The sequence below is a fragment of the Streptomyces sp. NPDC051286 genome (assembly GCF_044455345.1).
Classification (GTDB): Bacteria; Actinomycetota; Actinomycetes; order Streptomycetales; family Streptomycetaceae; genus Streptomyces.
The window spans coordinates 1-24482 of the sequence record NZ_JBITER010000049.1 but is presented as its reverse complement, the minus strand read 5'-3'; the positions used below and the strand labels follow the sequence as shown (position 1 = coordinate 24482).

The 24482-nt window shown below is 69.5% G+C and carries 19 protein-coding genes, 5 pseudogenes and 1 riboswitch; of the genes and pseudogenes, 14 read left to right on the top strand and 10 right to left on the bottom strand.

What is annotated here, in order from left to right:
• Together aroA and ACIBB8_RS31585 are read right to left on the bottom strand one after the other, a co-directional pair.
• Positions 1–1317, bottom strand: coding sequence for a 3-phosphoshikimate 1-carboxyvinyltransferase (gene aroA / locus ACIBB8_RS31590; protein WP_398957950.1), 1317 nt, complete (start codon positions 1315–1317; stop codon positions 1–3).
• A gap of 103 nt (positions 1318–1420) precedes the next feature.
• Positions 1421–2134: a M50 family metallopeptidase gene (locus ACIBB8_RS31585; RefSeq protein ID WP_398957949.1), complete on the bottom strand. Its 714-nt coding sequence runs from the start codon at positions 2132–2134 to the stop codon at positions 1421–1423.
• A 52-nt stretch (positions 2135–2186) separates the two neighbouring features.
• Here ACIBB8_RS31585 and ACIBB8_RS31580 point away from each other — a divergent pair, with 52 nt between their 5' ends.
• The 8 genes and pseudogenes from ACIBB8_RS31580 (at position 2187) to def (ending at position 8869) form a co-directional block, all read left to right on the top strand.
• Positions 2187–3002 (top strand): SOS response-associated peptidase, encoded by an 816-nt coding sequence (locus ACIBB8_RS31580; protein ID WP_398957947.1) that lies wholly within the window; start codon positions 2187–2189, stop codon positions 3000–3002.
• An 18-nt stretch (positions 3003–3020) separates the two neighbouring features.
• Positions 3021–3695 (top strand): alpha/beta family hydrolase, encoded by a 675-nt coding sequence (locus tag ACIBB8_RS31575; protein ID WP_398957944.1) that lies wholly within the window; start codon positions 3021–3023, stop codon positions 3693–3695.
• 319 nt (positions 3696–4014) lie between these two features.
• Positions 4015–4671, top strand: a complete 657-nt coding sequence (locus ACIBB8_RS31570) for a sigma-70 family RNA polymerase sigma factor (protein ID WP_266990480.1) — start codon at positions 4015–4017, stop codon at positions 4669–4671.
• Entirely contained in the window at positions 4668–4979 is a 312-nt protein-coding gene (gene rsrA, locus ACIBB8_RS31565; RefSeq protein WP_366136882.1) for a mycothiol system anti-sigma-R factor, read from the top strand. Before ACIBB8_RS31570 ends, rsrA begins: the two co-directional genes overlap by 4 nt.
• A gap of 204 nt (positions 4980–5183) precedes the next feature.
• Positions 5184–6398, top strand: a pseudogene (locus ACIBB8_RS31560) (HD-GYP domain-containing protein); the annotation flags it as partial.
• Positions 6287–7021: pseudogene (locus ACIBB8_RS31555) on the top strand (HD-GYP domain-containing protein); the annotation flags it as partial. The pseudogenes ACIBB8_RS31560 and ACIBB8_RS31555, both read left to right, overlap by 112 nt.
• A gap of 92 nt (positions 7022–7113) precedes the next feature.
• Complete coding sequence (locus tag ACIBB8_RS31550; protein WP_398957975.1) at positions 7114–8106, top strand: tetratricopeptide repeat protein; 993 nt, start codon at positions 7114–7116, stop codon at positions 8104–8106.
• 124 nt (positions 8107–8230) lie between these two features.
• Complete coding sequence (gene def, locus ACIBB8_RS31545; RefSeq protein WP_398957942.1) at positions 8231–8869, top strand: peptide deformylase; 639 nt, start codon at positions 8231–8233, stop codon at positions 8867–8869.
• A gap of 379 nt (positions 8870–9248) precedes the next feature.
• Here the strand turns inward: def and ACIBB8_RS31540 are convergent, their stop codons facing one another.
• The 6 genes from ACIBB8_RS31540 to ACIBB8_RS31515 form a co-directional block, all read right to left on the bottom strand.
• Positions 9249–10262, bottom strand: a complete 1014-nt coding sequence (locus ACIBB8_RS31540; protein WP_398957939.1) for a ribonucleotide-diphosphate reductase subunit beta — start codon at positions 10260–10262, stop codon at positions 9249–9251.
• Complete coding sequence (locus tag ACIBB8_RS31535; RefSeq protein WP_398957937.1) at positions 10262–12658, bottom strand: ribonucleoside-diphosphate reductase subunit alpha; 2397 nt, start codon at positions 12656–12658, stop codon at positions 10262–10264. Before ACIBB8_RS31535 ends, ACIBB8_RS31540 begins: the two co-directional genes overlap by 1 nt.
• A gap of 143 nt (positions 12659–12801) precedes the next feature.
• A riboswitch (cobalamin riboswitch) is annotated at positions 12802–12934 on the bottom strand.
• 45 nt (positions 12935–12979) lie between these two features.
• Positions 12980–13240 carry a GNAT family N-acetyltransferase gene (locus ACIBB8_RS31530; RefSeq protein ID WP_398957935.1) on the bottom strand — a complete coding sequence of 87 codons (261 nt, stop codon included), beginning with the start codon at positions 13238–13240 and terminating at the stop codon, positions 12980–12982.
• Positions 13241–13306: 66 nt separating this feature from the next.
• On the bottom strand, positions 13307–14962 hold the full coding sequence (gene mctP / locus ACIBB8_RS31525) for a monocarboxylate uptake permease MctP (protein WP_398957933.1): 1656 nt from the start codon (positions 14960–14962) through the stop codon (positions 13307–13309).
• Positions 14959–15213, bottom strand: a complete 255-nt coding sequence (locus ACIBB8_RS31520) for a DUF3311 domain-containing protein (protein WP_398957931.1) — start codon at positions 15211–15213, stop codon at positions 14959–14961. The genes mctP and ACIBB8_RS31520 overlap by 4 nt, the downstream gene beginning before the upstream one ends.
• Positions 15214–15403: 190 nt before the next feature.
• A complete protein-coding gene (locus ACIBB8_RS31515) occupies positions 15404–16168 on the bottom strand; it encodes a GntR family transcriptional regulator (protein WP_366137584.1) in 765 nt (254 codons plus the stop codon).
• A 305-nt stretch (positions 16169–16473) separates the two neighbouring features.
• On the opposite strand from ACIBB8_RS31515, the gene ACIBB8_RS31510 reads away from it, so the two are divergent.
• The 4 genes from ACIBB8_RS31510 to ACIBB8_RS31495 all read left to right on the top strand — a co-directional run bounded on the left by ACIBB8_RS31510 (position 16474) and on the right by ACIBB8_RS31495 (position 21203).
• Positions 16474–17754, top strand: coding sequence for an extracellular solute-binding protein (locus ACIBB8_RS31510; RefSeq protein WP_398957929.1), 1281 nt, complete (start codon positions 16474–16476; stop codon positions 17752–17754).
• A gap of 84 nt (positions 17755–17838) precedes the next feature.
• On the top strand, positions 17839–18825 hold the full coding sequence (locus ACIBB8_RS31505) for a carbohydrate ABC transporter permease (RefSeq protein ID WP_398957927.1): 987 nt from the start codon (positions 17839–17841) through the stop codon (positions 18823–18825).
• Positions 18822–19652, top strand: coding sequence for a carbohydrate ABC transporter permease (locus ACIBB8_RS31500; RefSeq protein WP_398957924.1), 831 nt, complete (start codon positions 18822–18824; stop codon positions 19650–19652). Before ACIBB8_RS31505 ends, ACIBB8_RS31500 begins: the two co-directional genes overlap by 4 nt.
• A gap of 9 nt (positions 19653–19661) precedes the next feature.
• Positions 19662–21203: a glycoside hydrolase family 3 protein gene (locus ACIBB8_RS31495; protein WP_398957922.1), complete on the top strand. Its 1542-nt coding sequence runs from the start codon at positions 19662–19664 to the stop codon at positions 21201–21203.
• Here the strand turns inward: ACIBB8_RS31495 and ACIBB8_RS31490 are convergent.
• Entirely contained in the window at positions 21172–21528 is a 357-nt protein-coding gene (locus tag ACIBB8_RS31490) for a hypothetical protein (protein ID WP_398957920.1), read from the bottom strand. The two genes, ACIBB8_RS31495 and ACIBB8_RS31490, sit on opposite strands and share 32 nt — an antisense overlap.
• A 145-nt stretch (positions 21529–21673) precedes the next feature.
• Positions 21674–22626, bottom strand: a pseudogene (locus tag ACIBB8_RS31485) (aldehyde dehydrogenase family protein).
• 42 nt (positions 22627–22668) lie between these two features.
• On the opposite strand from ACIBB8_RS31485, the pseudogene ACIBB8_RS31480 reads away from it, so the two are divergent.
• Both ACIBB8_RS31480 and ACIBB8_RS31475 read left to right on the top strand, forming a co-directional pair.
• Positions 22669–23871 (top strand): annotated as a pseudogene (locus ACIBB8_RS31480) (phosphoglucomutase); the annotation flags it as partial.
• 26 nt (positions 23872–23897) lie between these two features.
• Positions 23898–24425 (top strand): annotated as a pseudogene (locus ACIBB8_RS31475) (IS630 family transposase); the annotation flags it as partial.
• Between the last annotated feature and the right edge of the window lie 57 nt (positions 24426–24482).

The following is a 24482-nucleotide window of genomic DNA, read 5'->3' as shown; positions in this document are numbered from 1 at the left end:
TCAGGCCCCGAGCATTCGGGTCCACATCTGCGGGAAATCCGGCAGGGTCTTGGCGGTTGTCGCCACGTTCTCGATCTCCACTCCGGGGACGGCGAGGCCGATGATCGACCCAGCGGTTGCCATCCGGTGGTCGTCGTACGTATGGAAGGTACCGCCGTGCAGCGGGCGCGGCTCGATGTGCAGCCCGTCGGCGGTCTCGGTGACGTTGCCGCCGAGCTCGTTGATCTCCTTGGTGAGCGCGGCCAGCCGGTCCGTCTCGTGCAGCCGCAGATGGGCGACACCACTCAGTGTGGAGGGGGAGTCGGCGAGGGCCGCGACCGCAGCGATGCCGGGGGTCAGTTCGCCGACCTCGCTGAGGTCCACGTCGATGCCGTGGATACGCCCCGATCCGGTGAACGTCAGACCGCCTTCGGTCAGTTCACAGCTGCCGCCCATAGTGGTGAAGATCTCGCGCAGCGCGTCACCCGGCTGGGTGGTGTGCTCCGGCCAGTCCGGGATCGTCACCCGGCCACCGGTGACCAGCGCCGCCGCGAGGAAGGGCTGGGCGTTGGAGAGATCCGGTTCGACTGTCAGGTCGCGGCCGAGCAGCGCCGACGGGGACACCCGCCAGACATTCGGCTCGCCGCCCGTCTCCGGCTCGTCGACCTGGGCGCCGACGGCCCGCAGCATGTCGACCGTCATCCGGATGTGCGGCATCGAAGGCAGCCGGGAACCGGTGTGGCGTACCTCCACGCCCTGGTTGAAACGCGGTGCCGACAGCAGCAGCGCCGAGACGAACTGGGACGACGAGGAGGCGTCGATCGCCACCGGGCCGCCGTCCAGTGCCCCGCCGCCGTGCACGGTCATCGGCAGCGAACCGCGCCCGTCGTCGTCGATCCGGGCGCCGAGCACCCGCAGCGCGTCGATCACGCCGGTCAGCGGCCGCTCGTACGCACGCGGGTCGCCGTCGAAGCGGATCGGACCGTCGGCGAGGGCGGCGACCGGCGGCAGGAAACGCATCACCGTTCCGGCGTTGCCGACGTCGACCGTGGTGGGGCCGTGCAGCCCGGCCGGAATGACCCGCCAGGCCTCGCCGGAGCCTTCCGGGCCGACGCCCTCCTCGATGCCGACGCCCATCGCACGCAGCGCCTGCGCCATCAGCAGGGTGTCGCGGGAGCGCAGCGGGCGGCGCAGCCAGCCCGGCTCGGCGGCGAGGGCGGCCAGGACCAGCGCCCGGTTGGTGACCGATTTTGATCCGGGCACGGTGACGGTCGCGTCGACGGCCCCGGTCGCATGGGGGGCGGGCCAGAGGGCGGGGTGCACGGAACTTTCGGTCATGGACTTCACTTTAGTGGCTCGTGGCAATCCCAGATCTGGATCAAACAGACCGGAACCGGGGTGTAAGGGAAGCGTGGTAGGCGCCGCCGCGGGCTGTCGTGCCTCACCGGCCGAGCAACCAGCGGCCGCCGCCGATCAGCGAGCAGATCGACACCGCATGGAAAAAGCCCAGCCACAGCACGGCCGGCACATCCATGAGCCGGGACAGCTGGTCCGCGTCCGAGTCCGGCGCCCCGCCGCGCCGGCGCTTCGACTGCAGCTCGAACGCCGGACGCACACCCCCGAGGAGCAGGAACCAGACCGCGGTGTACCCGAACAGCGACTGCACCGCGGGTGAAGCCAGCCAGGACACCAGCAGGAACGCCGTACCGGTGAAGATCACCGTGAGTGCCCCGTACAGATTGCGGATCATCACCAGCATCACCGCGAGCAGCGCGGTCGACACCCACAGCAGCAGCGTGATCCGGCCGTCGGCGAGCAGCCAGGCGCCGCCGAGTCCCAGCAGCGGCGGCGCGGTGTAGCCCGCCGCCGCGGTGACGATCATGCCTATGCCGGTGGGCCTGCCGCGGCTGACGGTCAGCCCGCTGGTGTCCGAGTGCAGCCGGATGCCTTCCAGCCTGCGCCCGCTGACCAGGGCGATCAGCCCGTGCCCGCCCTCGTGGGCGATGGTGATCGCGTTGCGCGAGAGGCGCCACAGAACGTTCGGTACGACGGCGATGAGCGCGACCGTGGCCGTCACGACCACCAGCCACTGCTCGGGTGCGGGCTGGGTACCGAGGACGCGATCCCACAGATTGCCCAGTTCGGTGCTGTCCATGTGCGGGCGGCTCCTTGCGGTCGTGGCGGTGGGTCGTGGCAGTCTGGCACTTATGTGCGGACGGTATGCAGCGAGCCGGCGGCCCGAGGATCTGACCGGACTCTTCGGCGTCGAGAAATGGGAACCGGCGGAGGCGCTGGAGCCCGACTACAACGTGGCGCCGACCAAAGAGGTCTACGCCGTACTGGAACGTCCCGTGAAAGACGCGGATGATCAACGCCCGGTTCGCCAGTTGCGCGCGCTGAAGTGGGGACTCGTCCCCTCGTGGGCCAAGTCGCCCGAGGGCGGAGCCCGGATGATCAACGCCCGGGCGGAGACCGTCCACGAGAAGCCGTCCTTCCGCCGCCCCTTCGTCTCACGCCGCTGCATCCTGCCCGCCGACGGCTACTACGAGTGGGTCACCGGCGCCGACGAGCGGCAGCTGGAGGAGAAGGGGAAGAAGAAGCGGCCGCGGAAGCAGCCGTACTTCGTGACGCCCGCCGACGGATCGGTCTTCGCGATGGCCGGACTGTACGAGTTCTGGCGTGACCGGACGCTGCCGGACGACCACCCGCAGGCCTGGTGGGTGACCTGCTCCGTGATCACCACCGAGGCGGAGACCACCCCGCTCGCCGTCGCCCCCGCCGAGGGCCCGGGCACGCTTGCCGACATCCACCCCCGGATGCCGCTGATGCTGACCCCGGACCGCTGGGACGCCTGGCTGGACCCCTCGCGCACCGACATCGGGGAGCTGCGGGCGCTGCTGGCACCGCCGCCCGGCGGACTGATGCGGGCGTACCCGGTGGCCACGGCGGTCAGCAACGTCCGCAACAACGGGCCCGAGCTCCTGGAGGAACTGACCGCGCCGGAGGTCGGCACGCTCTTCTGACCGTGCAGGATGGGCGCTGTGAGTCGTAGAGAGACAGCCCCGACGGCCGAGACGGTCGACACCACCACCGGGCCTGCCCGGATCACCTGGCTGCCCGCGCGCAGACCCGGCCTGGTGCTCGCCCTCGGCCACGGCGCCGGCGGCGGCATCGAGGCCCGCGACCTCCAGGCACTGGCCGCCGCACTGCCCGCACACGGTGTGACCGTCGCCCTGGTGGAGCAACCGTGGCGGGTCGCCGGGAAGAAGCTCGCGCCCGCCCCGAAGACCCTGGACACCGGCTGGCGCGGTCTGTGGCCTGCTCTCACCGCACCCGGGCTGCCCGTCGTCGCCGGCGGACGCAGCGCAGGCGCGCGGGTGGCCTGCCGCACGGCGGCCGGGCTCGGCGCGCACGCCGTCCTCGCGCTCAGCTTCCCGCTGCACCCGCCGGGCAGACCGGAGAAGTCCCGCAAGGACGAGCTGCTCGGCGCGGGCGTGCCCACGCTCGTCGTGCAGGGCGGCCACGACCCGTTCGGGCGGCCGGCCGAATTCCCTCCGGGAGAGTACGAGATCGCCGAGGTGCCGTACGGGGACCACGGCTTCGCCGTACCGAAGAAGTCCGGACTGACCGAGGACCGGGCGATGGAACTCCTCACCGCCGCCGTGACGGAATGGCTGGACCGGCTCCCGTCACTCTGGACCGACTCTCGTCACTGAGGTCCGCACATCCCGAGGCGGATCGGATCACACCTGCGGACGACCCGGCGCACCCCGGGAATGTTGCGTCGGGGACCACTGTTGTTCGGGACATCGGTACATCAACGTCGTACGTGGAGAGGGAGTCCGTCGCATGGGTTCGACCATCTGCCCGCGCCGCTCGAACGCCGCTGACCTGGAGTGGACGGTGCTGCACGCGGCGAAGACCACACCCGGGCGGGCACGGAGCGGATCGGAACGACAGCCCGCGTCGAAGCAAGGTCGACTATTCTCCGATTCGAGCGGGTCCGGTCTCGGAACCGCCACAGCGTTGGAGGAGGTGGGTCCGGTCACCGGTACCGACACAGGGACCGACGACGGCCGCGCGGAGGAGACGACCGCCGAGCGCAATGCGCGCTTCGAGCGGGACGCCCTCGGTTTCCTCGACCAGATGTACTCGGCCGCGTTGCGCATGACGCGCAATCCCGCAGACGCCGAGGACCTGGTTCAGGAGACGTATGCGAAGGCGTACGGCTCCTTCCACCAGTTCCGCGAGGGGACGAACCTCAAGGCGTGGATGTACCGCATCCTCACCAATACGTTCATCAACTCGTACCGCAAGAAGCAGCGCGAACCCCAGCGCAGTGCCGCCGAGGAGATCGAGGACTGGCAGCTGGCGCGCGCCGAGTCGCACATGTCCACAGGTCTGCGCTCCGCCGAGTCGCAGGCGCTCGATCACCTGCCGGACTCGGACGTGAAGTCCGCGCTCCAGGCGATCCCCGAAGAGTTCCGCATCGCGGTATATCTCGCCGATGTAGAGGGCTTTGCCTACAAGGAGATCGCGGACATCATGGGGACTCCCATCGGTACGGTGATGTCCCGACTGCACCGGGGCCGCCGCCAACTGCGCGGCATGCTGGAGGACTACGCCCGTGAACGCGGGCTCGTCCCGGCCGGTGCCGGAGAGTCGGACGATCGGAAAGGCTCGGGCTCATGAGCTGCGGAGAGCCGCACGAGACAGACTGCTCAGAGGTCCTCGATCATCTCTACGAGTTTCTCGACCATGAGATGCCCGACAGCGACTGCAGCAAGTTCGAGGTGCACTTCGAGGAGTGCTCACCGTGCCTGGAGAAGTACGGGCTGGAGCAGGCGGTGAAGAAGCTGGTCAAGCGCTGCTGCGGTCACGACGACGTGCCGGCCGACCTGCGCTCCAAGGTGATGGGCCGGATCGATCTGATCCGCTCCGGGCAGGCCGTGCCGGACCAGGACGTGGTGGCCGAGCTGCCGAGCGCCGCCACGGAGTGACCGGCGGCCGCCCCTGAACACGGGGGTCTTTTCCGCACGATGAGGGCGTGCCGCGACCGTCGCGGCAGGCTCTCACCCGTACCACCGCCAACGCGTGCACTTCACCCGAACGTGCTAGTCGGGCTCAACCGTGCTCGACCACGTGCCCAACTCGCTAGCGTGGCGCCTCCATTGACCTGGTTGGGGGGGGGGCGGGCAGGGCGGGTGAGAGGCACTGGGGCTGCGGCGCGCGCGGTCATTCTGGCCGCCGCGGTATGCGCTGTCCTCTGTGTGCGGCCCGCGCTGCCACCCGGCGGTACGGGGGTGCCCTGGGGCACCGTCGGTCTGCTCGCCGGGCTCTATCTGGCCTGTGAACTGCCCGGAGGCCGCCCGTTCTTCGGCGGCTCCGTGCCGATCAGTGCCGGATCGTTCTTCCCGCTGCTGCTCGCGGCGGCGTTCCTGTTGCCGCCCGCCGCCGCGGCGCTGGTCGCGATCCCCGGCTCACTCGCCGGGCGGGTGGAGAACGCGCCCGTCGCAGCCCGCCGCGTCTGGCGCACGGCCCAGCTGGTGATCACTGTCTGGGTGGCGTCGACCGTCCACGGCCTGCTCGGCGGCGGCGCCACGCTCGGCGGGCCGGCCCCGGCCTGCTGCCCGACTTCCCGTACGCCGTCCTGCCCGCCTGCGTCGCCGCGCTGTCCTTCAGCCTGGTCCTGACCGCCCTGGACGGCTCGATCCTGGCCGTGGCCGAACGGCTGCCCGTCCGGCGCGCCTGGAGCGGGCTGCTGCCGAACTCGCTCGGACCGCACCTGGTGCACGGGCTCGCCGGACTGATGACGGCCCTGCTGTGGCGCAGCTCGTACGGGCCGATGTCGGCGCTCTTCGTGCTGCTGCCGATGTACATCTCCTGCTGGGTCTTCTCCCAGTACCACCGCCAGCAGGCAGCACACCGCGCCACCATCCGGGCGCTGGTGCAGGCGGTCGACATCAAGGACACCTACACCCGGGGGCACAGCGAGCGCGTCGGGCAGGCCTCCGTGCTGATCGCCAGGGAGCTGGGCATGGCGGAGGACCGGCTCGAAGTGCTCTGGTTCGCCGGGATCCTGCACGATCGGCAAGCTCGGCGTGCCGACCCGGGTGTTGCGCAAGGACGGGCCACTCACCCCGGAGGAACGGCGCGTGATCGAGCTGCACCCGGAGTACGGCCACGAGATCGTCCGGGGCATCGGCTTCCTGGGCGAGGCGCGGCCGGCGATCCTGCACCATCACGAGCGGCTCGACGGCAGCGGCTACCCCTACGGGCTGAGCGGGTGGGAGATTCCCGAGTTCGCACGGGTCGTCGCGGTGGCCGACGCCTTCGACGCGATGACGTCGACGCGGTCGTACCGCAGGGGACGGCCGGTGCCGGTGGCGGTGGAGGAGCTGAAGCGCTGTGCGGGCACGGGGTCGCCGTCGCCGGGCTGTGGGCGCTGCCCGTGCTCTGCGTACCGCTGCTGCTGACCCAGGTGTCGTTCCGCAGGTTCGTCGCCGTGCGCACCACGTACGGGCAGACCATTGCCTCGCTCGCCCGGTCCACCGAGATCGCCGGCTATACCCCCCACGGGCATGCCCGCAGGGTGGCGGTCCGCTGTACGGCCGTCGGCCGGGAACTGGGGCTCTCCGGGGCCGAGCTCACCGTGCTGGAGTACGCCGCACTGATGCACGACATCGGTCAGCTCTCCCTCGTCGACCCTGTGCCCGACGGGGCGACCGCCCCGCTGCCCGCCGCGGAGCAGCGCCGGATCGCGCTGCTGGGCGGGGCCGTGGTCCGGCAGACCGGCGTGGACTCCGAGATCGCCGTCGTGGTGGAGCGGCAGGCCGACCCGTACCGCGAGCAGCCGCTGCCCGCCCGGATCGTCCGCGCCGTCAACGCATACGACGACCTGTGCGGGGAAGGTCTCAGCGGCCCGCTCGGCGCTCTGGAACGGCTCCGGCTCGGCACCGCCCACGACTACCAGCCGGAGGTGGTCGAATCGCTTGCCAGAGTCCTGGCCCGGGGCGGTCTGACCCCCGTCCCACCTGGGTAACCCATGGGTAATGAGCGGGCGTCCTGCCAGGCATGGTTGGATGCGAAGGAGAGCGCAAGAACGAGGGTGTCCAGTCGGGACAGGCGGGAATCGTGAGGATCTTCGGGAAGGTACGGCATCGGCCCTCCGCCTCTTGGCGGCAGGCCACGGACCGCGCGTTCACGCTGATCGGCGACGGCCGGTACGAGGACGCGGGCGCACTGCTGACACGGGCGGCGGACCTGGAACCCTGGCTCTCCGAGTCATGGTTCAACCTGGCGCTGCTGCACAAATTCCGGCATGACTGGGAGCAGGCGAGAGCGGCCGGGCTGCGCGCCGTCGCGCTCCTCGACAAGGAGTCCGGCGCCCCTGACTGGTGGAACGTCGGGATCGCCGCCACCGCCCTGCAGGACTGGCCCCTGGCCCGCCGCGCCTGGCAGGCGTACGGCCTGAAGGTGCCCGGCGCCGGCCAGCACACCGCGGCGGCCAACAGCGAGCCGGTCGGTATGGAGCTGGGCAGCGCGGCGGTGCGGCTGTCGCCCGAGGGCGAGGCCGAGGTCGTCTGGGGCCGCAGGCTTGATCCGGCCCGGATGGAAGTGCTGTCGATCCCGCTGCCCTCCTCCGGGCGGCGCTGGGGCGAGGTCGTCCTGCACGACGGGGTGCCGCACGGCGAGCGGGTCACCGCGGCCGGCCCCTCGTACCCCGTGTTCGACGAGATCGAGCTCTGGGCTCCGTCGCCCGTACCCACCTGGGTGGTGCTCCTCGAAGCTGCCACGGAGACGGACCGGGACGCTCTGGAGCAGCTGGCGTCCGATGCCGGATTCGCTGCCGAGGACTGGTCGTCATCCGTGCGGCTGCTCTGCCGGGCCTGTTCCGAGAGCCGGATGGAGAGCGACGAGGGGGACGGCGAGCATCTCGACCCGCACGACCACAGCGAGCCCGGCCATCCGGGACCGCTCGGCCACCGTACCGCCGGAGGTCTGTGGGTGCCGGAGCGTGAGTGCGGGATAGCGGCACCGGCCGGGCTGGTGCGGGGACTGCTGGACGGCTGGGTGGCGGACAGCCCGGACAGCCGTGAGTGGCGGGATCTCGAAGAAGTCTGCTGAGCCGTGCGTCCGCGGCCCGGCCGTACCGGCCTCCCCCACGATCGGGAGCCCGCTCCCCGCCGCGGGGGAGGCCGTTACGCTGTACGGGCATCGATTCGGGTTTTGAGGAAGGCGTACGGCGGACATGGCGCAGCAGGAGACGGACGAGCAGATCAGCGTCGACGACGAAGGCTTCGTCGTGGACACCGAGGACTGTGAGGCGCGCGAGGCGGCGTACCGCGAGCGCGGGACCTCCCGTCCGATCACGGTCGTGGGCAACCCGGTGCTGCACAAGGAGTGCAAGGACGTCACCGAGTTCGGCGACGAGCTGGGCCGGCTGATCGACGACATGTTCGCCAGCCAGCGGACCGCGGAGGGCGTGGGCCTGGCCGCCAACCAGATCGGCGTGGACCTCAAGGTCTTCGTCTACGACTGCCAGGACGACGACGGCGTGCGGCATGTGGGCGCCGTCTGCAACCCGGTGCTCGAGGAGCTGCCGCCGGAGGAGCGCGTCCTCGACGACTCCAACGAGGGCTGTCTCTCCGTCCCGACCGCGTACGCCTCGCTGGCCCGCCCGGACTACGCGGTGGTGCGCGGCCAGGACGCCAAGGGCAACCCGGTCAAGATCCGCGGCAACGGCTACTTCGCGCGCTGCCTCCAGCACGAGACGGACCATCTGTACGGCTACCTGTACATCGACCGGCTCTCGAAGCGGGACCGCAAGGACGCGCTGCGGCAGATGGCGGAGAACACGCCGCGCTACGAGATCGTGCCGAACGACTAGTGCCGTGACCTGCGGTGTCTGCCCCAGGCCTGTAACAGCGCGGTCGGCGTCGCCTCGAACAGCCGCCGTCTGTACGGGACGGGATCCTCGGCCCGGCCTACCCGGACCACGGTGACCACGTCCGCGTGAACCAGGGCCGCAGCCACTACAGGTCTGCGCCCAACTGCGGTATCTCACCTCGCACATGGAAGGGCCCCGCGCGCCGGCGATCAGGTGATCCGGCGGGCGGGGCCCGTTCTGTGCGGCGTCAGATCGACCGCCGGCTGCGTGAGGCGGAACGTGATCGGCGGGCCGAGCCACCGGAAACGGCGGACGCCGCACGGCCGGTGAAGGCTGTGCGGCGTCCGGACCTCCGGATCAGGGCGCGAGCCCAGAGGGGCTAGAAGTCGTCGTCGAAGGCGACCGAGCCTTCCACCGCCACCTGGTACGCGGACGGCCGGCGCTCGAAGAAGTTCGTCAGCTCCTGGACGCCCTGCAGCTCCATGAACGAGAACGGGTTCTCGGAGCCGTACACAGCCGGGAAGCCGAGCCGGGTGAGCCGCTGGTCGGCGACGCACTGCAGGTACTCGCGCATCGACTCGGTGTTCATGCCCGGCAGGCCGTCGCCGCACAGGTCGCGGCCGAACTGCAGCTCCGCGTCGACGGCCTCCTTCAGCATGTCGGTGACCTGCTGCTGGAGGGCGTCGTCGAAGAGCTCGGGCTCCTCCTTGCGGACGGTGTCCACGACCTCGAACGCGAAGTTCATATGCATCGTTTCATCACGGAAGACCCAGTTGGTCCCCGTGGCGAGGCCGTGCAGCAGACCGCGCGAGCGGAACCAGTAGACGTACGCGAACGCGCCGTAGAAGAAGAGCCCCTCGATGCACGCCGCGAAGCAGATCAGGTTCAGCAGGAAGCGACGGCGGTCGGCCTGCGTCTCCAGCCGCTCGATCTTCTCGACCGAATCCATCCACTTGAAGCAGAACTGCGCCTTCTCCCGGATGGAGGGGATCTCCTCCACCGCGTCGAACGCGGCCGCACGGTCGTCCGGGTCGGGCAGATAGGTGTCGAGCAACGTCAGATAGAACTGGACGTGCACGGCCTCCTCGAAGAGCTGACGCGACAGGTACAGCCGCGCTTCCGGGGAGTTGATGTGCTTGTACAGGGTCAGTACGAGGTTGTTGGAGACGATCGAGTCACCGGTCGCGAAGAACGCGACGAGCCGGCCGATCATGTGCTGCTCGGCGGGTGTCAGCTTGGCGAGATCGGCGACGTCGGAGTGGAGGTCGACCTCCTCGACCGTCCAGGTGTTCTTGATCGCGTCGCGGTAGCGCTCGTAGAAGTCCGGGTAGCGCATGGGCCGCAGAGTCAGTTCGAAGCCCGGGTCGAGCAGATTCTTGTCGGTCGATTTCATTACTGGCAGGCCTCGCAGGACTCGGGGTTTTCGAGGGAGCAGGCGATCGCGTCCGCGTCGGGAGCCGAAGCCTGCTGCACGGGAAGGGAAGCGGTGGCCGCGGCACGGCCGGACGCCGCCCGGGCGATCCGGGTGGCCGGGCGCGAGCGCAGGTAGTACGTCGTCTTCAGCCCCTGCTTCCAGGCGTACGCGTACATCGAGGAAAGTTTGCCGATCGTCGGCGTCTCCAGGAACAGGTTCAGCGACTGGCTCTGGTCCAGGAACGGCGTGCGCGCCGCTGCCATGTCGATCAGACCGCGCTGCGGGATCTCCCATGCCGTGCGGTACAGAGCCCGTACGTCCTCCGGGATCCAGGGGAAGCCCTGCACCGAGCCGCTCGCCTCGCGCAGTGCCTCGCGGGTCCGCGCGTCCCACACGCCCAGCTGCTTCAGCTCGTTCACCAGATAGGCGTTGACCTGGAGGAACTCACCGCTGAGCGTTTCGCGCTTGAAGAGGTTGGAGACCTGCGGCTCGATGCACTCGTACACCCCGGCGATCGAGGCGATCGTGGCGGTCGGAGCGATGGCGAGCAGCAGCGAGTTGCGCATGCCGGTCTTCGCGATCCGGGCGCGCAGCGCGTCCCAGCGCTCCGGCCAGCTCAGCTCGGTGTCGTAGTGGTCGGGGTGCAGCACGCCGCGGGCGGCGCGCGTCTCGGACCAGGCGGGCAGCGGACCGGACCGCTCGGCGAGGTCGCAGGACGCCTCGTACGCGGCGAGCATGATCCGCTCGGAGATCTTCGTGGAGAGCGCGCGGGCCTCGGGGGAGTCGAACGGCAGCCGCAGCCGGAAGAAGACGTCCTGGAGCCCCATCGCGCCCAGCCCCACCGGACGCCAGCGGGCGTTGGAGCGGCCGGCCTGCTCGGTCGGGTAGAAGTTGATGTCGACGACCCGGTCGAGGAACGTCACGGCGGTACGGACGGTGGAGTCCAGCCGCTCCCAGTCGATGTCGCCGTCGGCCACGAACGAACCGAGGTTGACCGAACCGAGGTTGCAGACGGCGGTCTCGCCGTCGTCGGTGACTTCGAGGATCTCGGTGCACAGGTTCGACGAGTGGACGACGCGACCCTGCTCTGCGGTCTGGTTGGCCGTCCGGTTGGAGGCGTCCTTGAACGTCATCCAGCCCTGACCGGTCTGCGCGAGCGTCCGCATCATCCGGCCGTACAGCTCACGCGCGGGCATCGACTTGCGGGCCAGGCCCTTGGCCTCGGCGGCCCGGTACGCGGCGTCGAACTCGTCGCCCCACAGGTCGACCAGTTCCGGCACATCGGCGGGGGAGAACAGCGACCAGTCGCCGTCCGCGTCGACCCGGCGCATGAACTCGTCCGGGATCCAGTGCGCCAGGTTGAGGTTGTGCGTACGCCGCTGGTCCTCGCCCGTGTTGTCGCGCAGCTCCAGGAATTCCTCGATGTCCGCGTGCCACGTCTCCAGGTAGACGGCGGCGGCGCCCTTGCGGCGGCCGCCCTGGTTCACTGCGGCGACCGAGGCGTCGAGCGTCTTCAGGAACGGCACGATGCCGTTGGAGTGCCCGTTGGTGCCGCGGATCAGCGAACCGCGGGCGCGGATCCGGGAGTACGAGAGGCCGATGCCGCCCGCGTGCTTGGAGAGCCGCGCCACCTGGTGGTAACGGTCGTAGATGGAGTCGAGCTCGTCCAGCGGTGAGTCCAGCAGATAGCAGGAGGACATCTGCGGGTGCCGGGTGCCGGAGTTGAAGAGTGTGGGGGAGGAGGGGAGGTAGTCGAGGCGGCTCATCAGGCCGTACAGCGCGGCGACCTCGTCCAGTGCGCGCACCGACTCGTCCTCGGCGAGGCCGGCGGCGACGCGCAGCATGAAGTGCTGCGGCGTCTCGATGACCTGGCGGGTGAGCGGGTGGCGCAGCAGATAGCGGCTGTGCAGTGTCCGCAGCCCGAAGTAGCCGAACCGGTCGGCGGCGCCGTCGGCGAGGGACTGCTCGACCAGCGCGTCGAGCCGGGCCGCGTGGAGCGCCACGAACGCGGCCGTGCGGTCCGCGATCAGACCCTCGCGGTGGCCGACGGCGACCGAGGCGGAGAACGACAGCGCGCCCTGACCGGCCGCCTCGTCCGCGATGGTGCGGGTCAGGAGACGGGCGGCGAGCCGGGAGTACGCGGGGTCCTCGGCGATCAGACCCGCGGCGGCCTCGGTGGCCAGCGTGCGCAACTCCGCCTCGTCCGACGCGGCGTTGCGGCCGCGCAGCGCGGCGGCGGCGACGCGGCCGGGGTCGGTGTCGGGCAGATCGGCAGTGAGGTCGGTCAGGGTCCGCAGCAGTGCGGCCCCGGGTCCGTCGTTCGTGGTTCCCGCGGACTCGGCGACTGAAGCCGGATCGGCTGGCGCGATGGTCACGTGGTGCTCTCCCTCGCTCGGCTCGGGGCCGGCGGGTGAGCGGGGCAGCCGCACGGAGGCATGCCCGAAGAAGGAGGGCAGCACTGCGTGCAGCGTCCACCGGCCCATCCGCGAGGCCCGGACGTCTGGGCGTCCGGATCGGTCGAGCCGGACGCGCTGTCGGCAGGTCCTCGGACTTTCAGGGTGCGCAAAAGGGACCCGAATATACCGTTGCGGGACAGTTCCGGATTCGCACCGGATTTCCCTGCGGCGACAGCGAGCATGAGCATACATGTGGGGGCCGCCCGATGAGGCAGCCCCCACATGTTGTGTCGAATCGGTTCACAGGCTCAGGTTGTACGTGAGCAGCGCGACGCCCGCAATGGGATCCCGGTCGTGTTCCGGTGGGGGTACGAAGCCGAGCCGATGGCAGATCCGGTGGGCGCCGGACATGGTCGACTGGGTGGACTGGACAAGCCGCTCGACGCCCTCCGCGGCCCGTGCCCGGGCGATACAGGCCCGCACGAGGGCCTCGCCCGCCCCGTGGCCACGCGCCCCCGTGCGACGGTGAGCATCCGGAACTCGGCGGATCGACAGGTCCATGCCGGGAGTGTGCCGTACCGGTGGGGTGGCGCCGGACGGGCTGGGTGCAGCCCGTCCGGCAAGGCACTAGCCGGCGGACGGGCTCGCGTCGGGTGACGGGCTCGACTCGGGCCTGGCCGAGGGGAGTTCCACCTGGACGCCCGGGTCGCCCGCGTCCGCCGTGTAGTCCGCCGGAGAGGTCTCGTCGACGCCCGCCGGGGCCTTCACCGCGTTCAGGACGAAGGTCAGCACCGCGGTCACCACGGCGTTCAGCACGAACGCCGTCAGACCGATGTAGCCGATCTCGCCGATCCCCGGGATCTCCTTCGAGGAGCCGCCGAAGTGCGCCTGGGTCGGGCTCGCCACTCCGTATGCGGCGAGCGTGCCGTACACCATGCCGACTGCCCAGCCCGCGAGCAGCGCCCAGCGGTGGAACCACCGGGTGAACAGGCCGCCGACCAGTGCCGGGAACGTCTGCAGGATCCAGATCCCGCCAAGCAACTGGAAGTTGATCGCGACCGTCTTGTCCATGGTGAGGACGAAGACGAGCGCCCCGACCTTCACCACCAGCGACACCAGCTTGGAGACCTTCGTCTCCTGGGCCGGGGTCGCGTCGGGCTTCAGGAAGTCCTTGTAGATGTTCCGGGTGAAGAGGTTCGCCGCGGCGATCGACATGATCGCGGCGGGAACCAGCGCGCCGATGCCGATCGCGGCGAACGCCACACCGGCGAACCAGTCGGGGAACATGTTCTCGAACAGCTGCGGGATCGCCAACTGTCCGTTCTCCACCTTGACTCCGGCGGCGATCGCCATGAAGCCGAGCAGCGCCAGCAGGCCCAGCATCAGCGAGTACAGCGGCAGGATCGTGGTGTTCCGCCGGATCACCTCACGGCTGCGACTGGAGAGCGTCGCCGTGATCGAGTGCGGGTACATGAAGAGGGCGAGCGCCGAACCCAGGGCCAGGGTCGCGTAACCCCATTGGCCGGGATCGGCGGGCGCGAGGGCGCCGCGCGGTTTGCCGGTTGCGGGGTTGGTCTGTGAGAACGCGTCGCCCGCCTTGGTGAAGATGTCGTCGAAGCCGCCCAGCTTGATCGGGATGTAGATGATCGCTACCGCGATGACCAGGTAGATCAGCCCGTCCTTGACGAACGCGATCAGCGCGGGAGCGCGCAGCCCGGAGGAGTACGTGTACGCGGCGAGCACCGCGAACGCGATCAGCAACGGCAGGTCCTTGACGAACCAGTTGGTGTTCTCGCCGCCGCCGACGCCCATCACGTCCAGCACCGCCTGGATGCCGACGAGCTGGAGCGCGATGTACGGCATCGTGGCGAGGATGCCGGTGACGGCGACCGCCAGCGACAGACCCTTCGATCCGAAGCGACCTCGGACGAAGTCCGAGGTGGTGACGTACCCGTGCTTGTGCGAGACCGACCACAGACGCGGCAGGAAGGTGAAGATCAGCGGGTACACCAGGATGGTGTACGGGACCGCGAAGAAGCCGGCCGCTCCCGCTGCGTAGATCGCGGCGGGTACGGCGACGAAGGTGTACGCGGTGTACAGATCGCCGCCGAGGAGGAACCAGGTGACCCAGGTGCCGAACGACCTGCCGCCCAGGCCCCATTCGTGCAGACTGGCCTCGTTCTCGGCCTTGCGCCAGCGCGCGGCCATGAAGCCGATGACCGTGACGGCCAGGAAGAAGAAGATGAAGACGCCGAGCGCGACGCCGTTCACGCCGTCCTTCATGCCGACGCACCCCCCTTGCGGGCGCGCTGGTCACGCTGCCAGAGCTTGTACGCGACCATCGTGAGCGCCGTGGAGATCAGTACCCAGAGCATCTGGTACCAGTAGAAGAACGGGATTCCGATGAAGGTGGGGTTCACCCTCGCGTACGAACCCACCCAGAGCATCGCCACGAACGGGGCGGCGAGACAGAGGGCGATGAGCACTCTCACCGGTGTGACTGTCGGTGGTTTCGCGTCTGTTTCCTCGGGCATGTGGTGCCTCCGTCCCCTCGCTGATCACCTGTTGTCATGCGCAGGAAATCTAGGGGAGTGTTCCGGCTACCGTCACCCCCTGTCCGTCAAAAGTGTGACGGAGCCGCTGGAGGGATTCTGCCCGGGGGACCGACTCCTGACGCTCTGTCCGCGTCCGGACAGTTGTCCGGTCAGGAGCCGGTCCGCGGTTTCAGTCGGTCGGCCGCTTCAGACGCGCCACGAACTTGTAACGGTCGCCGCGGTACACCGACCGCACCCATTCGACCGGTTCGCCGCGTCCGTCCAGGGAGTGACGGGACAGCATGAGCATCGGCAGACCCACGTCCGTACCGAGCAGACCGGCTTCGCGCGGGGTGGCGAGCGAGGTCTCGATCGTCTCCTCGGCCTCGGCGAGCCGTACGTCGTAGACCTCGGCCAGCGCGGTGTAGAGCGAGGCGTACTTCACCAGCGAACGACGCAACGCGGGAAAGCGTTTGGCCGAAAGGTGTGTGGTCTCGATGGCCATCGGTTCACCGCTGGCCAGGCGGAGTCGCTCGATCCGCAGCACCCGGCCGCCGGTTGTGATGTCCAGCAGCCCGGCGAGGGTGTCGTCGGCCGTGACATATCCGATGTCCAGGAGTTGAGAGGTCGGTTCCAGCCCCTGGGCGCGCATGTCCTCGGTGTACGAGGTGAGCTGCAGGGCCTGCGAGACCTTCGGCTTCGCCACGAACGTGCCCTTGCCCTGGATGCGCTCCAGCCGGCCCTCGACGACCAGCTCCTGGAGCGCCTGGCGCACGGTGGTGCGCGAGGTGTCGAACTCGGCGGCCAGGGTCCGCTCCGGTGGCACCGGGGTGCCGGGCGGCATGGTGTCCGTCATGTCGAGGAGGTGGCGCTTCAGCCGGTAGTACTTCGGGACCCGTGCGGTGCGTGTGCCCGCGCCCGTCTCGTTCTCCGTACTGCCCCCGTCGGCACTCATGGCCCGCCTTCCCGACTGCTGCGTTGCTGCCGTCACCTGCTCCTCCGTCTGTTGCGGCTCACATGGTGGCACGGTCCGGTCACGGCTCGTCGCCCTCCCTCAGGTGTCGGTCCTATAACGGACGCGAGTGCACTTCTTATACACCCTTGACACCCCTAAAGGTCTAGGCCAAGCTCCGAGTACTGGTCTAAACCATTAAAGACCAGGTCCCAGCCCCACGGGCAGTACCCGTCGTAAGCAATTGTGCGACGGACGGCGATCTCGGGTGGTGGGGGGAATTCTCTTGCATCCCTGAGGAGGGTGTCGTGAAGCGCGGACTCATCGCGGCCATCGGTGTGGTGGCTCTCTTGGCCGGTGCCACTGCCTGTGGCTCGGACGACAAGACCGACAGCAGCAAGAAGTCCGGGCCCGACAGCTACAAGGGCCAGACGCTGACTGTCTGGGCCATGGACGGCTCCACGCCTCCCGGCTGGACCAAGGACCTCACCGCCGCCTTCAAGAAGAAGACCGGCGCCACGCTGAAGTTCCAGACCCAGAAGTGGGACGGCATTCAGCAGAAGATCACGACGGCTCTCTCCGAGTCGACCCCGCCGGACGTCATCGAGGTCGGCAACACCCAGACCCCGGCCTACGCGGCCACCGGTGGCCTCGCCGACCTGAGCGACCTCAAGCAGGAGATCGGCGGCGACTGGGTCGACGCGCTCAACAAGTCCTCCGTCTTCGACGGCAAGCAGTACGCCGCCCCGTGGTACTTCGCCAACCGCGTCGTCATCTACAACAAGAAGGTCTGGGCCGACGCCGGCATCACGGACACCCCGAAGACACGCGACGAGTTCTTCAAGGACCTCGACGCCATCAAGAAGAAGGGCGAGGCCGAGCCGATCTACATGCCCGGCCAGAACTGGTACTTCTTCGACGGCCTGACCATCGGCCAGGGCGCGGACCTCGTGAAGAAGGAAGGCGACAAGTACGTCTCCAACCTCTCCGACCCCAAGGTCACCGCGGCCATGGAGCTCTACAAGAAGTACCAGTCCTACTCCAAGGCCCCCAAGGACAAGGACGAGGCCACCCCGCAGCAGGCCGAGGTCTTCGCCAAGGGCAAGGTCGGTGCCTTCATCGGCATGGGCTGGGAGGCCGGCACGGCCATCGCGGCCAACAAGAAGATCGAGAGCGACATCGGCTACTTCACCATCCCGGGTGAGACCGCCGACAAGCCCGAGGGCGTCTTCCTCGGTGGCTCCAACTTCGCGGTCGCCGCGGGCAGCAAGAAGCAGGACCTGGCCAAGGAATTCCTGAAGCTCGCCCTGTCCGACCAGTTCGAGGGCCAGCTGGCCAAGGAGAACGGCGTCATCCCGAACAAGGAGTCGCTCAACTCCAGCCTGACCGGCAACGGCGCCGCCGAGGCCGCGGCCCCGGCCGCCGCCGGCGGCGGCACCACCCCGCTCATCCCCGAGTGGGCCGCTGTCGAGAACGCGCCGAACCCGATCAAGAGCTACATGACCGCGGTTCTGAACGGTAAGTCCCCGGCCGACGCCGCCAAGGCGGTCGAGGCGGAGATCAACAAGCGTCTCTCGCAGAAGAGCTGACCGCGCGCGCCGGGGGGCGGGCATCTGCCGCCCCCCGGCGCTCCCGCGTGACTCGACCGTACGGCCCAAGAAGAGATGGCGAGCATGTCAGTGCAGACCGAAACAGTGGACTCGGTCCCGGCAGCCGGTGTCCGCAAGGATGACGCCCCTCCGGGCGGCCCTGCCGCATCGAGCATGGAGCGGGCTGGTGGATCCGCCCCCTATCTCCTCCTCCTGCCCGCACTGCTCGCCACAGCGGTGCTCCTGGGCTACCCGCTGGTCAAGAACGGCGTGCTGTCGTTCCAGAACCTCAACCCGCGCCAGCTGATCCTCCACCTGACCGAGTGGAACGGCGTCGACAACTACAAGGAAATCCTCGGCAGCTCGGACTTCTGGAAGGTCGTCGGGCGGTCGGTCCTCTTCACCGCCGCCAACGTCGTCCTGATCATGCTGCTCGGGATGCTGGTCGGCCTGCTGCTCGCGCGGCTGGGCAAGAAGATGCGACTGCTGCTCATGCTGGGCCTGGTGCTCGCCTGGGCCATGCCGATGATCGCGGCGACCACGGTCTACCAGTGGCTGTTCGCCCAGCGGTTCGGTGTCGTCAACTTCGTCCTCGACAGCCTCGGCTGGCACTCGATGGCCGACTTCAACTGGACGAGCAGTCAGTTCTCCACCTTCTCGCTGGTCACCCTGGTGATCGTCTGGCAGTCCATCCCGTTTGTGGCGATCAACCTGTACGCCGCGTCGACGACGATCCCCAAGGAGCTGTACGAGGCCGCCTCGCTCGACGGCGCCGGATCCTGGAAGAGCTTCACCTCGGTGACGCTCCCGTTCCTCAAGCCGTTCCTGCTGGCCACGACGTTCCTCGAAGTCATCTGGGTCTTCAAGTCCTTCGCCCAGCTCTTCGCAATCAACGGCGGCGGCCCGGACCGGCTCACCGAGACCCTGCCCGTCTACGCGTTCGTCGAAGGTGTCGGCAACCAGCACTTCGGCATGGGTGCGGCCATCTCGTTCCTGACGATCATCGTCCTGCTGGCGATGACCGGTTACTACCTGCGCACCGTACTCAAGCAAGAGGAGGACGAGCTGTGAGGCGCTCACTGTTCGGCCGGATCTGGCCCAACCTGACGGCTGTCGTCCTCTTCATAGGCTTCGCCTTCCCCGTCTACTGGATGTTCAGCACGGCGTTCAAGCCGACCGGCGACATCATCACCGACACCCCGGTGTGGTTCCCCACCGACATCACCCTCGGGCACTTCAAGAAGGCCGTCGCGGCCGACCACTTCTGGACCCTGGTCGGCAACTCGTTCACGGTGACGATCCTCTCCGTGGCCGCCTCGCTGGTGATCGCGCTGCTGGCTGCCTTCGCGATGGCGCGCATGCGCTTCAAGGGACGCCGTGGCATCCTGCTGACGTTCATGATCGCGCAGATGGCGCCGTGGGAGGTCATGGTCATTGCGATCTACCTGCTGGTCCGCGACGCGGACATGCTGAACAGCCTGGTCCCGCTGACAGCCTTCTACATGATGATGGTCCTGCCCTTCGCCGTCCTGACGCTGCGTGGCTACGTCGCCGCGGTACCCAAAGAGCTGGAGGAGTCCGCCATGGTCGACGGCTGCACCCGCCCGCAGGCGTTCAGGAAGGTGATCCTGCCGCTGCTCGGCCCCGGTCTGATGGCGACCTCGCTCTTCGGATTCATCACCGCCTGGAACGAGTTCCCGCTCGTCCTCATCCTCAACAAGGACATCGAGTCCCAGACCCTGCCGCTCTGGCTCTCGCAGTTCCAGACCGCGTTCGGTGACGACTGGGGGGCGACCATGGCTGCCTCCTCGCTCTTCGCGATCCCGATCCTGATCCTCTTCATCTACTTGCAGCGCAAGGCCGTCAGCGGTCTTACCGACGGCGCCGTGAAGGGATAACGCCGCGTCATGACCACACTCACCTCCACCACGGACACCGTCACGCGCGACGCCCTCGCCGTCCTGCAGCCGGGGTTCGCCGGCACCACCGCGCCGGACTGGCTGCTGCGCCGAGTCGGCGAGGGACTCTCCTCCGTCGGCCTGTTCGGCCGCAACATCGAGACGCCGGAGCAGCTCTCCGCGCTCACCGCCCAACTCCGGGCCGAGCGGGACGACGTACTCGTCGCGATCGACGAGGAGGGCGGTGACGTCACCCGGCTCGAGGTGCGTCACGGCTCGTCCTTCCCCGGCAACCTCGCACTCGGCGCCGTCGACGACCTGGGGCTGACCCGTGCGGTCGCCCAGGAGCTCGGCCGACGGCTCGCCGAGTGCGGCGTCAACCTCGACTGGGCGCCGTCCGCCGACGTCAACTCGAACCCGGGCAACCCGGTCATCGGCGTACGGTCCTTCGGAGCCGACCCGCACCTGGTCGCCCGGCACACCGCCGCGTACGTCGAGGGACTCCAGGCCGCCGGGGTCGCCGCCTGCACCAAGCACTTCCCGGGGCACGGCGACACCGCGGTCGACTCGCACCACGCGCTGCCCCGCATCGATGTGGACCTCGACACCCTGCACGCGCGTGAGCTGGTGCCTTTCCGGGCGGCGATCGCAGCGGGTTCCAAATCGGTGATGAGCGCGCATATTCTGCTTCCCGCGCTCGACCCCGACCGCCCGGCGACGCTGAGCCCGCAGATCCTCACCGGTCTGCTGCGCGAGGAACTGGGTTACGACGGGCTGATCGTCACCGACGGCATGGAGATGCAGGCCATCTCCTCGACGTACGGGATCGAACGCGGTTCCGTCCTCGCGATCGCCGCGGGCGCCGACGCGATCTGTGTCGGCGGCGGGCTGGACGACGAGGACACCGTGCTGCGGCTGCGCGACGCGCTGGTCGCGGCGGTACGGACCGGCGAACTGCCCGAGGAGCGGCTGGCCGACGCAGCGGCACGGGTGCGTGACCTCGCGTCCTGGACGCAGCGGGCGCGGGGGGCCGTCCCGGAGCCGGGCGCGGTGACGCAGGAGGGGACCGCGCCCGGCACCGGTATCGCCTCCGACATCGGCCTGGTGGCCGCCCGTCGTGCGGTGCGGGTGACCGGCACGGCCGAACCGCTGACCGAGCCGGCGTACGTCGCCGCCTTCACCCCGGTCGCGAACATGGCGGTCGGCGACGAGACCCCGTGGGGCATCGCGGCCGAACTGGCCCGGATCCTGCCGGGCACCGGCACCGACACCTGCAACAGCGAGACCGAGGCGCCCGTGACAGCGGTGCTGGACGCCGCGGGGGACCGCCGCATCGTCGCGGTCGTCCGCGACGCCCACCGCCACCCGTGGATGACGGACGCCGTGGACGCCCTGATCGCCGAGCGCCCCGACACGGTGGTCGTCGAAATGGGCGTCCCCCAGGAGTCCCCGAGAGGTGCCCTGTACGTAGCCACCCACGGCGCGGCCCGAGTCTGCGGCCAGGCAGCCGCAGAGGCCATCACGGGATCATCCGGCCCGTCCGGAGCCTGACGCCTTCGACCTGGTCAACGAAAGCGAGTTCGGGCTGTCCGCGGCCGTCTTTACCGACGGCCTGCGGGCGGTGAACCGGGCTGTCGACGAGGTCGACGTCGGCATCCTGCGAGAAGATGTGGGCAGAAGTGGGATCGAAAGCGAGCCGGAGAACGATGACGGCCACCCCGGACGCGGACCCGCCCGTCTCCAGAGCCGGCCCCGCAGCAGAATCGCGATCCTCCAGGCTGATGGTCGGCGCCCGTACAGCCACTTGGCCCACGAGTTCGGCGTCCCGCCCTCGTCGGGGCGCTATCGGGTCCAGAGCCTGGTCCTGGAGGTTCACGAACTCGACTACGGGGGCGCCATCAGGCGGAGGCGGCCCAGCCAGGCGACCGATCCCCCGGGGCGGGCTCGCCTGCGGCTGCCGCACCCCGGGGCCGCTCGGTGGCAACACCGGACCGCGGAGTCCACGGCCCGGACGCGATCGCTTACGCCGGACGGAAGGACGACATGTCGTCCTGGGTCGCAGCGTGCTTGAGCATGAAGTGGCGCGTGACGGTGTACTCCAGCGCCGCCTCGTGGCTCATGTCCTTGCCGAAACCGCTGCCCTTGACGCCGCCGTGCGGGGCCTCGGAGGCGATGGGCAGATGGTCGTTGACCCACGTCACGCCGACGTCGAGGCGGTGGCCGACGCGCAGCGACCGGCCGACGTCGTTCGTCCAGATCGACGAGGCCAGGCCGTAGCGGCTGTCGTTGGCCAGCCGCACCGCCTCGTCCTCGTCGTCGAAGGGGAGGACGACCAGGACGGGACCGAAGATCTCGCCCTGCACGATCTCGCTGTCCTGCGCAGCGTCAACGATGAGCGTCGGGGTGTAGAACGCGCCCGGTCCGTCCGGGATCTCGCCGCCGACGACGGTGCGCGCGCCCGCCTTGCGGGCCCGCTCCACGAAGCCGTGGACGCGGTCGCGCTGTTCGAGCGAGACCAGCGGGCCGATGTCGGTCGCGGAGTCGCGCGGCGCGCCGACACGGATACCGGCCAGGGTCTCGCGCAGCTGGTCCACCATGTCGGCGTAGCGGGAGCGGTGGACGTAGACCCGGGTGGCGGCCGTGCAGTCCTGGCCGACGTTGTAGGTCGCGCCCATGGAGATCGCGTGCGCGGCCGCGGCGATGTCGGCGTCCGCGAAGACGAGGGCGGGGCCTTGCCGCCGAGTTCGAGGTGGACGCGCTTGACGCTCTGCGCGGCGGCGGTCATGATCGCGCGCCCGGTGCCGGTGGAGCCGGTCACGGAGATCATGTCGGTGCCCGGGTCGGTGACGAGCGCGCTGCCGACCTCAGCACCGCCGGTGACGACGTTGAGCGCGCCCGCGGGCAGGCCCGCCTCCAGGGCCAGCTCGGCGAGGCGCACCGTCGAGCTGGGGGTGGTCGGAGCCGGCTTGAGCACGACCGTGTTGCCGGCCGCCAGCGCGGGGCCGAGCTTCCATAGCACAACCCGCCCACCGACGGCGGCTTCAAGTACAACCCGCCGAACGGCGGCCCGGCCGGCTCCGAGGCCACCTCCTGGATCCAGGACCGGGCCAACGAGATCATCACGGGCGGCACGAAGGACCTTCGCAGGGTCTCGTACGCCCAGGCGCTGACGGCGCGGAGTACCGGGCGGTACGACTTTCTCGGCGCCTACGTCGCCGACCTGCCGAACGTCCTCGACCTCGAGGCGGTCCGCGCGGCCGGCGTGCGCATCGGCGCCGACCCCCTGGGCGGTGCCTCGGTCGCCTACTGGGGCCGCATCGCCGAGCAGCACGGCCTGGACCTGACAGTGGTCAACCCGCTCACCGACCCCACCTGGCGCTTCATGACACTGGACTGGGACGGCAGGATCCGCATGGACTGCTCGTCCCCCCACGCCATGGCCTCCCTGATCGGGCAGCGCGACCGCTACCGGATCGCCACGGGCAACGACGCCGACGCCGACCGCCACGGCATCGTCACCCCCGACGCCGGGCTGATGAACCCGAACCACTACCTCGCCGTCGCCATCGACTACCTCTTCACCCACCGGCCGCACTGGCCGTCCCGGGCCGGCGTCGGCAAGACCCTGGTGTCATCCGGGATGATCGACCGGGTCGCCGCCGACCTCGGCCGCGCGCTGGTCGAGGTGCCCCTGGGCTTCAAGTGGTTCGTCGACGGGCTGGCCGACGGCTCCCTGGGCTTCGGCGGCGAGGAGTCGGCCGGCGCGTCCTTCCTGCGCCGGGACGGCTCGGTGTGGACCACCGACAAGGACGGCATCGTCATGGCCCTCCTCGCCGCCGAGATCACCGCGGTCACCGGCTCGACGCCCTCGGAGTGCTACGCCGCGCTGATGGCCCGTCATGGGGCGTCGGCCTACGCCCGCATCGATGCTCCGGCCTCAAGGGAGCAGACGGCGCTCCTCGCGAACCTCTCGCCCGCTCAGGTCGGCGCCGACACCCTGGCCGGCCAGAAGGTCACGGCGGTCCTCTCCGAGGCCCCGGCAAACGGCGCACCCATCGGCGGCATCAAGGTCACCACCGCCGACGCCTGGTTCGCCGCCCGTCCCTCCGGCACCGAGGACGTCTACAAGATCTACGCGGAGTCATTCCTCGGCCCCGACCACCTGGGCCAGGTACAGCAGGAAGCGCGGGAGGTGGTGACGGCGGCCCTGAACTACTGAGCAGCGGCCCTGCGGGCATGAGGTACCAGGCTGCTGTGGTGGTCGTCGCCACGCTGGAGCGGTCCCCGAAGGACGCAACCCACTGGCCGAGAGCGTCGATGGCGGCCGAGAGTGCGCTGTCGAAGTCCACAGTCGGCCGGATCTGGAAGGCGTTCGGCCTCAAGCCGCACCAGGTCGACACGTTCAAGCTCTCCAACGACCCTCGGTTCATCGACAAGGTCCGTGATGTGGTGGGCCTCTACCTGGACCCGCCGGAGCGGGCCCTGGTGCTGTGCGTGGATGAGAAGTCCCAGATTCAGGCGCTGGACCGCTCCGCCCCGGTGCTGCCGATGATGCCGGGCATGCCCGAACGCCGCACCCACGACTACATCCGCCATGGCGTCACCACTCTGTTCGCCGCCCTGGACGTGGCCACTGGCGAGATCATCGGATCCATCCACCGCCGCCACCGAGCGGTGGAGTTCAAGAAATTCCTCACCAAGCTCGACAAGGAAGTCCCGGCCGGCCTGGACGTCCACCTGATCTGCGACAACTGTGAGACTCGTGGTGTGCCGCAGGGGGCCCGAGCCTGACCCGTGCGACAACTGGCCGCAGGTGCCTTGGAGTAGATC